At 70.7% G+C, this 12,685-nt stretch carries 13 protein-coding genes; 10 read left to right on the forward strand and 3 right to left on the reverse strand.

Features of this window, described 5'->3' with window-relative positions:
- Nucleotides 1–120: 120 nt before the first annotated feature.
- The 4 genes from FK268_RS14280 to tsaD are packed head-to-tail and all read left to right on the forward strand — an operon-like array spanning nucleotide 121 to nucleotide 2,794.
- A complete protein-coding gene (locus tag FK268_RS14280) occupies nucleotides 121–672 on the forward strand; it encodes a TetR/AcrR family transcriptional regulator (RefSeq protein WP_438695990.1) in 552 nt (183 codons plus the stop codon).
- 49 nt (nucleotides 673–721) lie between these two features.
- On the forward strand, nucleotides 722–1,297 hold the full coding sequence (gene tsaB, locus FK268_RS25030) for a tRNA (adenosine(37)-N6)-threonylcarbamoyltransferase complex dimerization subunit type 1 TsaB (protein ID WP_231707084.1): 576 nt from the start codon (nucleotides 722–724) through the stop codon (nucleotides 1,295–1,297).
- Nucleotides 1,290–1,763 carry a ribosomal protein S18-alanine N-acetyltransferase gene (gene rimI, locus FK268_RS25035; RefSeq protein ID WP_231707085.1) on the forward strand — a complete coding sequence of 158 codons (474 nt, stop codon included), beginning with the start codon at nucleotides 1,290–1,292 and terminating at the stop codon, nucleotides 1,761–1,763. The genes tsaB and rimI overlap by 8 nt, the downstream gene beginning before the upstream one ends.
- Nucleotides 1,760–2,794 (forward strand): tRNA (adenosine(37)-N6)-threonylcarbamoyltransferase complex transferase subunit TsaD, encoded by a 1,035-nt coding sequence (gene tsaD, locus FK268_RS14290; RefSeq protein WP_146435158.1) that lies wholly within the window; start codon nucleotides 1,760–1,762, stop codon nucleotides 2,792–2,794. The genes rimI and tsaD overlap by 4 nt, the downstream gene beginning before the upstream one ends.
- A 14-nt stretch (nucleotides 2,795–2,808) precedes the next feature.
- Here tsaD and FK268_RS14295 read toward each other — a convergent pair whose 3' ends face one another.
- Nucleotides 2,809–3,237 (reverse strand): MarR family winged helix-turn-helix transcriptional regulator, encoded by a 429-nt coding sequence (locus FK268_RS14295; RefSeq protein WP_158636120.1) that lies wholly within the window; start codon nucleotides 3,235–3,237, stop codon nucleotides 2,809–2,811.
- Between the two features lie 73 nt (nucleotides 3,238–3,310).
- Between FK268_RS14295 and FK268_RS14300 the strand changes: the two genes are divergently transcribed.
- On the forward strand, nucleotides 3,311–4,792 hold the full coding sequence (locus FK268_RS14300) for an MFS transporter (RefSeq protein ID WP_146435164.1): 1,482 nt from the start codon (nucleotides 3,311–3,313) through the stop codon (nucleotides 4,790–4,792).
- Here the strand turns inward: FK268_RS14300 and FK268_RS14305 are convergent, their stop codons facing one another.
- Nucleotides 4,793–5,242 (reverse strand): MarR family winged helix-turn-helix transcriptional regulator, encoded by a 450-nt coding sequence (locus tag FK268_RS14305; RefSeq protein ID WP_146435167.1) that lies wholly within the window; start codon nucleotides 5,240–5,242, stop codon nucleotides 4,793–4,795.
- Nucleotides 5,243–5,303: 61 nt separating this feature from the next.
- Between FK268_RS14305 and FK268_RS14310 the strand changes: the two genes are divergently transcribed.
- The 5 genes from FK268_RS14310 (at nucleotide 5,304) to groL (ending at nucleotide 12,239) form a co-directional block, all read left to right on the forward strand.
- On the forward strand, nucleotides 5,304–6,854 hold the full coding sequence (locus tag FK268_RS14310; protein ID WP_146435170.1) for an MFS transporter: 1,551 nt from the start codon (nucleotides 5,304–5,306) through the stop codon (nucleotides 6,852–6,854).
- A gap of 47 nt (nucleotides 6,855–6,901) precedes the next feature.
- Nucleotides 6,902–8,641, forward strand: a complete 1,740-nt coding sequence (locus FK268_RS14315; protein WP_146435173.1) for a DUF2339 domain-containing protein — start codon at nucleotides 6,902–6,904, stop codon at nucleotides 8,639–8,641.
- 50 nt (nucleotides 8,642–8,691) lie between these two features.
- Complete coding sequence (locus FK268_RS14320; RefSeq protein ID WP_146435177.1) at nucleotides 8,692–10,065, forward strand: DUF445 domain-containing protein; 1,374 nt, start codon at nucleotides 8,692–8,694, stop codon at nucleotides 10,063–10,065.
- Nucleotides 10,066–10,232: 167 nt separating this feature from the next.
- On the forward strand, nucleotides 10,233–10,532 hold the full coding sequence (gene groES / locus FK268_RS14325; protein WP_146435180.1) for a co-chaperone GroES: 300 nt from the start codon (nucleotides 10,233–10,235) through the stop codon (nucleotides 10,530–10,532).
- A gap of 99 nt (nucleotides 10,533–10,631) precedes the next feature.
- Nucleotides 10,632–12,239: a chaperonin GroEL gene (groL, locus tag FK268_RS14330; RefSeq protein ID WP_146435183.1), complete on the forward strand. Its 1,608-nt coding sequence runs from the start codon at nucleotides 10,632–10,634 to the stop codon at nucleotides 12,237–12,239.
- A gap of 79 nt (nucleotides 12,240–12,318) precedes the next feature.
- Here the strand turns inward: groL and FK268_RS14335 are convergent, their stop codons facing one another.
- The gene (locus FK268_RS14335; protein WP_146435186.1) at nucleotides 12,319–12,621 is read right to left on the reverse strand and encodes a WhiB family transcriptional regulator; all 303 of its coding nucleotides are present in this window, start codon (nucleotides 12,619–12,621) and stop codon (nucleotides 12,319–12,321) included.
- Between the last annotated feature and the right edge of the window lie 64 nt (nucleotides 12,622–12,685).

Here is a 12,685-nt window from a genome sequence, read left to right on the forward strand (position 1 = left end):
GGGTGCAGTTACAGTCAATCGGTATGAAAGTTACGTGCAGCCTGTATGGAAGTCAATGGTGCAGAACCGAGGGGACGTCGGACGCAGGCGGAACGAACGGCCGCGACCCGCGCTGCACTGATGCGCGCGGCGCGAACGCTGTTCGGCGAGCACGGCTACGCCGGTGTGGGGACGCAGGCGATAGTCGAAGCCGCGGGCGTCACCCGCGGTGCGCTTTATCACCAGTTCGGTGACAAGCGCGGACTGTTCGAGGCCGTCTTCGACGCACTGGAGGAGAGCACGATCGGCGTCGCGGCCCGCGCTGTGCTCGCAGCGGGCGAGCTCGACCCGGTCGAGACGATGCTCGTCGCTGTCGACAGCTTCATGGATGCGATCGCCGACCCCGGCGTCACGCGTATCACGATGATCGACGCCCCCTCGGTACTCGGCTGGGAAGGTTGGCGTGCCCGGGGCGAGAAGTACGGAATCGCGCTGATCGAGACAGTGATCACTCGGGCGGTCGAACAGGGGACGATCGCGCCCCAGCCGACTCGCGCCGTCGCTCATCTGCTGCTCGGCATGCTGGACGAATCGGCGCTCTACGTCAGTCGTGCGGAGAACCGCGATTCTGCACTCGATGAGATCAGGGTCGTCATGGCGCGCGTCGTGCGGGGCCTGATGCTCCCATCCTGATGCCCGAGCGGATTCGGGACGGGCGCCGGTGAGGCGGTAACCTGCAGGTATGTACGTGCTCGCCCTGGATACCGCCACACCGGCGCTCACGGTGGGCATCGTCGACTCCGAGACCGGCGCGGTGCTCGCCCGTCGCGACCGGACGCACGCCCGCGGCCACGCGGAGGTGCTGGTGCCCTACCTGCTCGAATGCCTCGCCGAGGCGAGTCTTCGCCGCGAGGACCTGGGTGCCGTCATCGTCGGCTGCGGCCCCGGCCCGTTCACCGGCCTGCGGGTCGGCATGGCCACCGGCGCCGCCTTCGGCGATGCGCTCGGCATCGAGGTGCACGGTGTGTGCAGCCTCGACGCGATCGCGCACGGCGAGCCGGGCGAGATCGTCGTGGTCACGGACGCGCGGCGCAAGGAGGTCTACTGGGCCCGCTACACCGACGGTGTCCGCACCGCCGGGCCCGGCGTCATCAAGCCGGCCGAGTTGGACACCGAGGGCGCGCGCGTCGTCGAGGGGTCGCCGAGCCCGTCGAGCCTCGTCGCAGTGGGTGAGCACCTACTCGGCACCGCGCCGCAACCACTGGTGCCGCTGTACTTGCGCCGTCCGGACGCCGTCGAAACGGCCGCACGTGCCTGAGATCCCGATCGGACCGCTGCGTCCCGACGAGGCCGATCGGTGCGCGGAGCTGGAGCAGATCCTCTTCGCAGGTGACAGCCCCTGGCCCGCACCCTCGTTCGCGCCCGAGCGGCACACCCGCTTCTTCGCGGCACGCGACCCCGAGGCGGGCGATCGACTCGTCGGCTACGCCGGGATCGGCCTGCTGGGAAACACCTTCTTCCCCGAGTCCGAGGTCCTGACGATCGGCGTCGATCCCGAATACCAGGGCAGGGGAGTGGGGTTCGCGTTGCTGCGCACCCTGCTCGACGAGGCCGACCGGCACGGCGGCGCCGTCTTCCTCGAGGTCCGCACCGATAACGACACCGCCCGGACCCTGTACGAGCGCAACGGATTCGCCACCGTCGGGGTGCGGAAGAACTACTACCGGCCCTCCGGTGCCGACGCGTACACGATGAAGCGGGAACCGAAGGGGGAGCGCGCATGATCGTCATGGGCATCGAGAGCTCGTGCGACGAGACCGGCGTCGGTGTCGTCGAGTGGGATCCGCAGTCCCGCACCGCCCGACTGCTCGCCGACGAGGTGGCCTCATCGCAGGACGAGCACGCCCGGTTCGGGGGTGTGGTGCCCGAGGTCGCCTCGCGCGCCCACCTGGAGGCGATCGTCCCGACGATGCATCGCGCCCTCGCAGCCGCGGGCGTCGATCGCCCCGACGCGCTCGCCGTCACCATCGGCCCCGGCCTCGCCGGCGCCCTGCTCGTGGGCGTCGCGGCCGCGAAGGCCTACGCAGCGGCGTGGGACGTGCCCTTCTACGGCCTCAACCACCTCGGCGGACACGTCGCCGTCGACACCCTGGAGCACGGGCCGATGCCGCCGTGCGTGGCGCTGCTCGTCTCCGGCGGGCACACGCATCTGCTCCACGTCACCGACCTGGGCGCGCCGATCGTCGAGCTCGGCACCACCGTCGACGACGCCGCGGGCGAGGCCTTCGACAAGGTGGCCCGGCTCCTGGGTCTCGGCTACCCGGGCGGACCGGTGATCGATCGGCTCGCGGAAGACGGTGACCCGCAGGCCATCCGCTTCCCCCGCGCCATGATGCGTCAGCAGGACGCGCGGAACGACTTCTCCTTCAGCGGTCTCAAGACCGCGGTCGCGCGGCACGTGGAGGCGGAGCGGGCGGCCGGCCGCGAGCTGAACGTGCCGGACATCGCCGCGTCCTTCCAGGAGGCCGTCGCGGACGTGTTGACCTTCAAGGCGATCCGCGCTGCGCAGGACGTGGGCGTCGAGACGATGGTGCTCGGCGGCGGTGCCACCGCGAATTCGCGGATCCGCAGCCTTGCGCAGGAGCGGTGCGACGCCGCGGGAATCGAGCTGCGCGTACCGAAGCCGCGACTGTGCACCGACAACGGCGTCATGATCGCCACCCTGGGGGCGCACGTGATCGATGCGGACCCGACGCCCACCGACCTGGGCGCCGCCACCGATCCGGGCCTGTCGGTGACCCGCACCAAGCTGTAGGACCAGGCTGAGGCTCAGCGCTCCTCCGCGCGCGCCGCCAGTGCGGCGTTGAGCGCGGTCAGCCCGCCGATCAGCGCCTCGCGGTCGGCCTCGTCGAGGTCGCCGAGGATCTCTCCGATGCCCTGCAGTTTCACCTTCCGGTCACGCAGGTAGGCGGCGCGCCCGGCCTCGGTCGCGCGGATGCGCTTGGGCCCCGAGAGGGCACCGTCGGCCTCGAGGAGTCCCTGGCTGATGGCCTTGTTGACCTGCCGGTTCACGGTCGACTGCTCGAGTTCGAGCGCGACGGCGATCTCCTTGAGCGTGCTGGGCCCGGCGTAGTCCAGGAGCAGCAGCACGTGGTACGCCGACCGGTCGAGGTGCAACCCCATGGTCCGGGGGCGGGCGCGCATGTGCTGCCCCAGTGCGTTGATCTCGCGCTCGAGCCGGCGGGCCGCGTCATCCATGGGTCCTCCTGGGAAATGTCCGTGTTGCACGGTGCGGGGCCGAGGCATATGGTTGCACAGTTCAACGATGTGTATGTTACACACATGCAGTCGTTCCCCGCGTAGAGAGGTGGTCTTCGTGACCAGCACCGTTACCGCGCCGGAGGGCACGCTCGCGAGCGGCTCCCGCCGGAACCATCCACTCGTGACCGTGGTCATCCTGTGCTTCGGCGGCATGGTGGCCGCGCTGATGCAGTCGCTCGTGATCCCGATCCAGCCCGAACTGCCGCAGCTGCTGAACACCACGTCGGCCAACGCCTCGTGGGTCATCACGGCCACGCTGCTCGCCGCCGCGGTCGCGATGCCCATCGGCGGCCGCCTCGCCGACATGATCGGCAAGCGCCGCGTCCTCATCCTCAGCGCCGCGCTGCTGGTGGCGGGCTCGCTCGCGGCCGCGCTGTCCAGTGGCCTGCTGCTCATGCTCACCGGCCGGGTGTTCCAGGGGCTGGCGATGGCCTTCATCCCCGTCGGCATCTCGATGATGCGCGAGGTCACCCCGCCGTCGATGACCGCGACCGCCGTCGCCGCCATGAGCGCGACGCTCGGTGTCGGCGGCGCTATCGGCCTGCCCTTGTCGGCGTGGATCGCGCAGACCTACGACTGGCACATGCTGTTCTGGGTGTCGACGGTGCTCGCCGCGCTCATCCTGGCCGCCGTCCTGTTCGTCCTGCCCGACGGTGCCCCCGGTGTCGGCGGGCGCATCGATGTGATCGGCTCGATCGGCCTCGCCGTGGGCCTGGTCTCCACCCTGGTGGCGGTCTCGAAGGGCAACGACTGGGGCTGGTCCTCCGGCACCACGATCGGCCTGCTTGTCGGTGGCCTCGTCGTCCTTCTCGCGTGGGGCTTCTACGAGCTCCGCCACGACGACCCGCTCGTCGACCTTCGCACCTCCGCGCGGCCCCGCGTGCTCATCACCAACATCGCGACCGTCACGATCGGCTTCGGCATGATGGCGATGATGCTCTGCGTCCCGCAGATCATGGAGTACCCCACGGCGACCGGATTCGGCCTGGGCAAGAGCATGCTCGAGGCCGGTCTGTGGATGATGCCCGGCGGCATCATGATGATGATCTTCGCGCCCGTGTCGAGCATCCTGATCAAGAAGGTCGGTCCCGCCGTCACCCTCGCGATCGGCGCCTTCGTGGTGGCCGCCGGCTACGTGCTGGCCTACTTCCTCATGGACGCGGCGTGGAAGCTCTCGCTGGCCTCGATCGTCGGCACCGTCGGCGTCGCGATCGCCTACGCGGCGATGCCGACGATCATCATGTCGTCGGTGCCGCAGAACGAGACCGGCGCGGCCATCGGCCTCAACGCGCTCATGCGCTCGCTGGGCACCACGATCTGCTCGGCGGTCGCCGCGGCGATCATCTCCGCGAAGTCGGTCACCATGGCCGGACACGTGATCCCGACGCAGGGCGCCTTCGAGACGATCTTCGTGGTCGCGGCCGTCGCCGCGGTGCTGGCCGGCGTCATCGCGCTGCTGATCCCGAAGCCCGCACCGGCGGACGCGGAGTAGTCACTCCTCGCCGCAGAGGTACTCCCGCATCTCGCACTCGGCCGACTCGGCGCGCAGCACCGCGCGCTGGGTCGGCCGAGCCGCGTCGTAGCGCTCCCGGCCGCTGTCGGTGATGGCGGTGAACACGGAGCGGCGGTCGCTCTCGCACATGCTGCGCGTGGCGAGCCCGTCCTTCTCCAGCCGTGCGACCAGCCGGGAGAGCGCGGACTGGGACAGGTGCACGTGCTCGGCCAGGTCGGACATGCGGACCTTGCCGCTGTCGGCGGTGCGGGCCCGTACCAACTGCTCGAGCACCTCGAACTCCGACGAGGTGAGCCCGTGGGCGCCCAGCGCGCGATCCAGAGCGCACGTCATCCGCGAGTAGTCCCGCATCAGGCGGTGCCACTGCGCCGCCAGCGCATCGTCGGCGGGAGTGCACGTATCCACCGCCACCTGGTCTTTCACGCTCATGTCCGCAGTCTACATCCGACGGCCCAGAAATATTCCTGAGAAATAAATGTAGACACAATTAATGCGTGCGCATAGAGTTCTCGGGGTGACCACGACACACGAACCCCCGACAGCACCGTCGACCCCGAACCCCGGGCGGGAAGAACTCCACGTCACCACCGCGTCCGGCTGGACCCGGACCACCTGGCTGCTCCTGCTCGTCCTCTGCGGCGCCCTGTTCCTCGACGCCCTCGACATCTCGATGGTGGGCGTGGCCCTGCCCTCCATCAAATCCGCGCTCGGCATGGAACCGTCTGCGCTGCAATGGATCGTCTCCGGCTACGTGCTCGGCTACGGCGGCCTGCTGCTGCTGGGCGGCCGCGCGGCGGACCTGATCGGCCGGCGTCCGGTCTTCCTCGGCGCCGTCCTCGTCTTCGGCGTGGCATCCGTGGCCACGGCCTTCGTCGACCTCCCCGCCGCGCTCATCGCGCTGCGCTTCGTCAAGGGCGTCGCCGCGGCGTTCACCGTCCCGGCGGGCCTGTCGATCATCACCACGACCTTCGCGGAGGGGCCGGCGCGCAACAAGGCCTTCTCCATCTACACGGTCGCCGGAGCCTCCGGCTTCTCGATGGGACTGGTCTTCGGCGGCCTGCTCACCGAGGTCTCCTACCGGCTCACCCTGCTCTTCCCCGGCCCGATCGCGCTCGCGCTCGTCGTGCTGGGCTGGAAGGTCATCCCTCGCACCGCCCCGTCGGAGACCTTCGCGCTCAAGCGCTTCGACGTGGCCGGGGCCCTCACCTCCACCGGCGCGCTGCTGATCCTCGTCTACACCGTGGTCCAGGCGCCCCACCTCGGCTGGGCCTCGCCGACGGTGCTGACCCTGTTCGCGGTGTCCGCGCTGCTCGCGGTGGCCTTCGTCGTCATCGAGGCCAAGCACCGGCATCCGCTGGTCCGGCTGGGCATCCTGCGTTCGGTCCGGCTGGTGCACGCCAACCTCGCCGGCTTCGTGATGTTCGGCGGCTACGCGGCCTTCCAGTTCCTGGTGACCCTGTACGTGCAGGACTCGCTGGGCTGGAGCCCGGTCGCGATGTCGCTCGCCTTCCTGCCGGCCGGGCTTCTCGTCGTCGCGTCGGCCACCAAGATCGACGCCGTGCTCGACCGAGTGAACAGCACCGTGCTCGTCGCGATCGGCCTCACGGCCTTCCTCGGCGCGTACGTCTGGTTCCTCCGCGCCGAGGCCGGGGCCAGCTACTGGCTGTTCCTGTTCCCGACGATCCTGCTGCTCGGCGTGGGCTTCGCCCTCACCTTCCCGGCCGTGAACTCGCAGGCCACCGAGGGTGTCGACGACGACGAGCAGGGCCTCGCATCCGGCCTGCTGAACACCTTCATCCAGGTGGGCGGCGCCGTGATGATGGCCGTCGTCACCGCGATCACCACCAGCGCGGGCTCCCAGGCCCTGCCCGGACAGCTGCTGCCGGGCATGACCACGGCCATCGCCGTCGTCGTCGGGCTCACCCTCGTCGGCCTCGCCGGCACGGTGTCGGTGCGGGCCCTCTCCCGCGGTCGCGGGTCCGACGGTGTCGCCGCCGGTTCGCGGGCCCCGTCCGAGGTGGGAAGTACCGTCGCGAACTGAGTAGTCCTACGCTGCCGCGCCGCGCCCCGGCGCGGCAGCGTAGGGGTATGACCATCACCGACCCCCGGATCGACCGGCTCGCCGTCGAACTCGACATCACCGTCAGACGGCTGCAATGGATGCAGGGCCAGCTGGCGCAGGTGCAGCGGCCCGGCGCCGCGCCCGTGCTCATGACGTCCGCGGCTCCCCGGACGGCGCCCGCGCCGGCGCCGCACCCGCGGCCGGCCCCGCCCCCGCCCGTCCCGTTCCCCGCCCCGCCCGTCGCGCGCGGGCCCGTCACCGCCGGGCCCGCCCGTGCGTCGATCTTCACCGTCGCGCGGGTGCTGGCCGGGGCGGGCGTGCTCGTCACGCTCATCGGCGTCGCGCTGCTCCTCGTGCTCGCGGCGCAGGCCGGCCTGCTCGGGCCCGCGGTGCGCGTGGGGCTGGGCGCCGCGCTCGCCGTCGGGCTCCTCGGCGCCGCCCTCTGGCTGCACCGACGTCCCGGCGGCCGGATCGGCGGCCCGGCGCTGGCCGCCACCGGCATCGCGGCCGCCTACCTCGACACCGTCGCCGTCACCGGGATCTACGACTGGGTCCACCCGACGGTCGGGCTCACTCTCTCCGGACTGATCGCCCTCGGCGGGCTGGCGCTGGCCGCGCGGTGGAAGAGCCAGTGGCTCGGGATCGCCCTGTTCGGCCCCGTCTACCTGCTGGCGCCGCCGCTGGCCGACAACGGCTACCTGCTCGGCGGCTTCACGCTCATCCTCGCGATCGCCTCGCTCGGCGTCGCCCGTCCCGCCGCGTGGCCGTGGCTGCACGTGGTGCGCTCCGTCGGCACGTCCGGGACCCTCGCGGTCCTCGCCCTCGCCGCCGCGCAGTCCGATGCGCTCCCGATCCTCGGTGGCGCCGTGCTCGGCGCCGTCGTCGGGCTGCTCGCGGCCGCCGATGCCCACGCGCGTGCCGCCCGCTCGTGGCCGCTCGTCGCGGCGGGTCTCGTCACCCTGGCACCCGTTCTCCTCGCCATGGCCGGCGCTCCCGACTGGGCCTCGGCGTTCGCCGCCCTCGCCCTCGTCGCGGCGACGATCGCCCTCGGCGTCATGCCCGGAACGGCGTCGCCGGTGCGTGCGGTGTGGTTCGGGGCGGCCGCCTTCAGCGCCCTGATCGGCGCGCTGGTCTCCGTGCCCGCCGGCTCGCTGCCGGCCGTCGTGCTCGCGTCGGCGGTCGGCGGTCTCGTCGCGGCCGGCCGCGCACCGTCGGCCTGCTGGGCCGCTGCGGCGCTGGGCGGGATGGGCCTCGTCCTCGCCCTCGCGGAATACGGGCCGACGGTGACCCTGCTCGACGGGACCGTCCCCGGCGCGGGCGGTCTGCCGGCGATCGCCGCAGCCGCGCTCGCCCTCGCCTTCGCGGTCGTCGCGGCGTGGCGCCTGGTGCCGTGGGTGTCCGCGGAGACGCGGAGCCTGATCGGGGTGGTCTGCGGCATCGCCGCTCTGGGCGCGGCTACCGCGCTGCTCGCGAATCTCGGCTGGGCGCTCGCCGGTGCGGAGGGCGCCCGCTGGGGCCACGGCCTCGCCACCCTCCTGTGGATCGCGACCGGCGCGTACCTGCTGCTGCAGCGCCGCCGCGACGGGGGAGCGGTGGCCGGCCTGGTGCTCATCGGTGGAGCGGTCGCCAAGCTCTTCCTGTTCGACCTCGCCGCCCTCGACGGAGTGGTCCGGGTGATCGCCTTCCTCCTGGTCGGCGTCACCCTGCTCGGAGTCGGCGCGAGCTACGCCGCGCGCTCGGAGCGGGGACGGCGCACCGTCGGGTGACCTGCGCGGATCGGCCCCACGGGGCCGACCCCGCTGCGTAGGGTGACGCCATGCAGTCGTGGGCCGAGATCACTGCGGACGTTCAGCGGAACTGGCTCGTCTACGCTTCGATGCCGATCATCGCGGCCCTCATCGGCTACGGCACCAAGGTCGTCGCCATCCGGATGATGTTCCGGCCGCACACCTTCAAGGGCATCGGCAAGCTCGGCTGGCAGGGCATCATCCCGAAGCGGGCACCGCAGATGGTCGAGGTGCTGTGCGACACCCTCACCGACCGGCTGGTCTCGGCGTCGGACATCCTCGAGAAGGTCGACCCGGACGAGTTGGGCGACCGGATGGAGCGACAGCTGCGCCGCGAGGTCGCGCGGATCGTGCCCGAGGTCGCCGCCGAGTACCAGCCCGCGCTGTGGAACCTGCTCCCCACCACGGCCAAGGATCTGGTGATCCAGCGCGCGCAGGTGATCGCGCGGGACCTCGTGCCGAAGCTGGTCGCCGCGATCCGGGAGAACATCGACGAGGTCTTCGATCTCAAGGAGATGGTCACGCGCGAGGTGCTGGCCGATCCCGACGTGCTGGAGAAGATGTTCCTCGACGTCGGCCGCCGGGAGTTCGCCTTCATCCGCAACAGCGGCCTTGTCTTCGGTTTCTTCATCGGCCTGCTGCAGGCCGCGTGCTGGGCGCTCTTCCGCAATCCGTGGATCATGCCGTTGTTCGGCCTCTTCACCGGCTGGTTCACCGACTGGGCGGCGCTGCGCCTGATCTTCAACCCGAAGGAGCCGAAGAAGTATCTCGGCGTCATCCCGTGGCAGGGCCTGTTCCAGAAGCATCGCCTCCCGGTCTCCGAGGAGTACGGCGCGCTCATCGCCACCCGCGTGCTGACTGCGGAGCGGCTGGTCCGGTCTCTCTTCACCGGGCCGCAGCGCGATCAGCTGGTGACGGTCGTGGCGGGAGTGCTGCGGGAGGCGATGGAGGATGAGATCCCGAGCGTCGAGAAGGCGCTGCGGAGCAACTCGGAGAACCTGGGGCTCGGCAAGGTGGGGCTCGGTCCGTTGACCGCGGGCAACCTGGTCGGCGTGGTCGCCGACGCGGTCGGGATGGTCGGGGGTGCCGTCGGCGGCACGGTGGGGAAGGTCGCGGGCGGCCTGGACATGACCCGGATCGCGGCCATGTCGCGGGCGGGTGCCGACGACTTCGTCACCTCGATGCCGGTCATGCTGGCCGATGCCAACGACTACCTCGACGCCAAGCTGGACATCCGCACCACGATGGTGCAGAAGATGGCTGCGATGACGCCCGACGAGTTCGAGGGGGTGCTGCGGCCGGCGTTCCAGGCCGATGAGAAGACGCTCATCATGGTCGGCGCGATCCTCGGCTTCCTCGTCGGTGAACTGCAGGTTCTGATGGTGGAGCACCTGACCCACTGATCTATCGCAACGCCGCCCTTGAGTGCTAGCACTCCCGTGGGTAGAGTGCTAAGTGGTTCGTGCGGACGGGGCAACCCGGACGTACAAGGTGACGCCGGCACCCGCGACGACGGCTGTGACTTTCGGGCCACCCAAACTGACAGAGATTCCACACATGGAGGCGAACTGTGGCGAGCGTGAACATCAAGCCGCTTGACGACAAGATCCTGGTCAAGGCCACCGAGGCCGAGACCACCACCGCGTCGGGCCTGGTCATCCCGGACACCGCCAAGGAGAAGCCGCAGACCGGCACCGTCGTCGCCGTCGGCGAGGGCCGCGTGACCGAGCAGGGCAACCGGGTTCCCACCGGCATCAACGAGGGCGACACCGTGCTGTTCAGCAAGTACGGCGGCACCGAGTTCAACTACAACGGCGAGGAGTTCCTCGTGCTCTCCGCGCGCGACGTCCTGGCCGTCATCGGCAAGTAACGGCGCACACCGTGCGAATTCCGGACCGCCCCGACCCCCTGGGATACAGCCGGGGCGGGGCGGTCCGGCCGTTTCCGCAGAGCTGAGGAGCTTTCAAACATGGCTAAGCAAATCGCATTCGACGAGTCGGCGCGCCGCAGCCTGGAGGCCGGAGTCGACGAGCTCGCCGACGCGGTCAAGGTCACGCTCGGCCCCCGTGGCCGCCACGTGGTGCTGGCGAAGGCCTTCGGCGGCCCCGTCGTCACCAACGACGGTGTGACGATCGCCAAGGAGATCGAGCTGGAGGACCCGGTCGAGAATCTGGGCGCCCAGCTGGTCAAGTCCGTCGCGACCAAGACCAACGACATCGCCGGCGACGGCACCACGACCGCCACCGTGCTCGCGCAGGCGATCGTCAAGGAGGGGCTGCGCAACGTCGCCGCCGGCGCCAACCCGATCGAGTTCGGCAAGGGCATCGGTGCGGCCGCCGACAAGGCCGCCGAGATCCTGATCTCGCAGGCCACCGCGGTGGACGGCGAGAAGGCGATCGCACAGGTCGCGACCGTCAGCTCGCGCGACGCCGAGCTCGGCGAGATGATCGGCTCCGCGATGGGCAAGGTGGGCGCCGACGGCGTCGTCACCGTCGAGGAGAGCTCGGGCGTCGAGACCGACGTCGTCGTGACCGAGGGCGTGCAGTTCGACAAGGGCTACATCTCCCCGAACTTCGTCACGGATCTCGAGGAGCGCAAGGTCGTCTTCGACGACGCCCTGGTGCTGCTGGTGCGCGACAAGATCACCTCGCTGCCGGACTTCCTGCCGCTGCTCGAGAAGATCGTCGAGACCGGCAAGCCGGTGCTCATCGTCGCCGAGGACGTCGAGGGCGAGCCCCTGTCGACCCTGGTGCTCAACACCCTGCGCAAGACCATCCGCGCCGTCGCCGTGAAGGCGCCGTTCTTCGGTGATCGCCGCAAGGCCTTCCTCGAGGACCTCGCCATCGTCACGGGCGGCACCGTCATCAACACCGACCTGGGCCTCACGCTGGCCACGGCCGGCATCGACCTGCTGGGCAGCGCCCGGCGCGTCGAGGTGACCAAGGACGCCACCACCATCGTCGACGGTGCCGGCTCCAAGGAGGACGTGCAGCAGCGCGCCGCGCAGATCAAGGCCGAGATCGAGAACAGCGACTCCGACTGGGATCGCGAGAAGCTCTCCGAGCGCCTCGCGAAGCTGGCCGGCGGCGTCGCCGTGATCCGCGTCGGTGCGCACACCGAGACCGAGCTCAAGGAGCGCAAGCACCGCGTCGAGGACGCCGTCTCCGCCGCGCGTGCCGCGGTCGAGGAGGGCATCGTCTCCGGCGGCGGCACCGCCCTGGTCAAGGTCAGCGCGCAGCTGGCCGATCTCGAGGACGGCGCCGAGGGCGACTACAAGCTGGGCGTGCGCGCCTTCCGTCGCGCTCTGACCGCCCCGCTGTTCTGGATCGCCACCAACGCGGGCGAGGACGGTGCCGTCATCGTCAACCAGGTCACCGAGACCGGCAAGGGCTTCAACGCCGCCACGCTGGCCTTCGGCGACCTCATCGCCGACGGTGTCATCGACCCGGTCAAGGTCACCCGCAGCGCCGTGGTGAACGCCGCGTCGGTGGCGCGGATGATCCTCACGACCGAGGCCACCGTCGTCGACAAGCCGGCCGAGGAGGCCGAGGACGCGCACGCGGGCCACTCCCACTAGGGATCACCCGAGCACGCCCGTACGAAACCGGAGCGCCCCCGACCAGCCGGTCGGGGGCGCTCCGTCGTCCGGGGCGGGCTCAGCCCGCGATGCGGTTCGCCTTCACGCGCGACTTGGAGGCCAGTGCTGCGCGCTCCGACTCCGACAGGCCACCCCAGATGCCGTAGGGCTCGGCGACGGTGATGGCGTGCGCCCGGCACTGCGTCAGAACGGGGCAGGTGCGGCACAGCTCCTTGGCGCGCCGCTCCCGCTGGGCGCGCGCCCGGCCGCGCTCGCCGTCCGGATGGAAGAAGACCGAGCTGTCCACGCCGCGGCACACACCGTGCATCTGCCAGTCCCAGAAGTCCGTGTTCGGACCGGGCAGTTCGTTCGGTTGAGGCATGCGCATTCTCCAGACACTCGGCGGTCTCGCGGGCGTGGAAACGTCGTTGTTCCTCTCGCGCTCT

Source organism: Tsukamurella sputi (assembly GCF_007858445.1).
Lineage (GTDB): Bacteria > Actinomycetota > Actinomycetes > Mycobacteriales > Mycobacteriaceae > Tsukamurella > Tsukamurella sputi.

What these genes read in the sequence shown, in the direction of transcription:
- FK268_RS14280 (WP_438695990.1), top strand. Translation starts at nt 121, where the DNA reads ATGCGCGCGGCGCGAACGCTGTTCGGCGAGCACGGCTACGCCGGTGTG.
- tsaB (WP_231707084.1), top strand. Translation starts at nt 722, where the DNA reads ATGTACGTGCTCGCCCTGGATACCGCCACACCGGCGCTCACGGTGGGC.
- tsaD (WP_146435158.1), top strand. Translation starts at nt 1,760, where the DNA reads ATGATCGTCATGGGCATCGAGAGCTCGTGCGACGAGACCGGCGTCGGT.
- FK268_RS14295 (WP_158636120.1), bottom strand. Translation starts at nt 3,237, where the DNA reads ATGGATGACGCGGCCCGCCGGCTCGAGCGCGAGATCAACGCACTGGGG.
- FK268_RS14300 (WP_146435164.1), top strand. Translation starts at nt 3,311, where the DNA reads ATGTTACACACATGCAGTCGTTCCCCGCGTAGAGAGGTGGTCTTCGTG.
- FK268_RS14305 (WP_146435167.1), bottom strand. Translation starts at nt 5,242, where the DNA reads ATGAGCGTGAAAGACCAGGTGGCGGTGGATACGTGCACTCCCGCCGAC.
- FK268_RS14310 (WP_146435170.1), top strand. Translation starts at nt 5,304, where the DNA reads ATGCGTGCGCATAGAGTTCTCGGGGTGACCACGACACACGAACCCCCG.
- FK268_RS14315 (WP_146435173.1), top strand. Translation starts at nt 6,902, where the DNA reads ATGACCATCACCGACCCCCGGATCGACCGGCTCGCCGTCGAACTCGAC.
- FK268_RS14320 (WP_146435177.1), top strand. Translation starts at nt 8,692, where the DNA reads ATGCAGTCGTGGGCCGAGATCACTGCGGACGTTCAGCGGAACTGGCTC.
- groL (WP_146435183.1), top strand. Translation starts at nt 10,632, where the DNA reads ATGGCTAAGCAAATCGCATTCGACGAGTCGGCGCGCCGCAGCCTGGAG.
- FK268_RS14335 (WP_146435186.1), bottom strand. Translation starts at nt 12,621, where the DNA reads ATGCCTCAACCGAACGAACTGCCCGGTCCGAACACGGACTTCTGGGAC.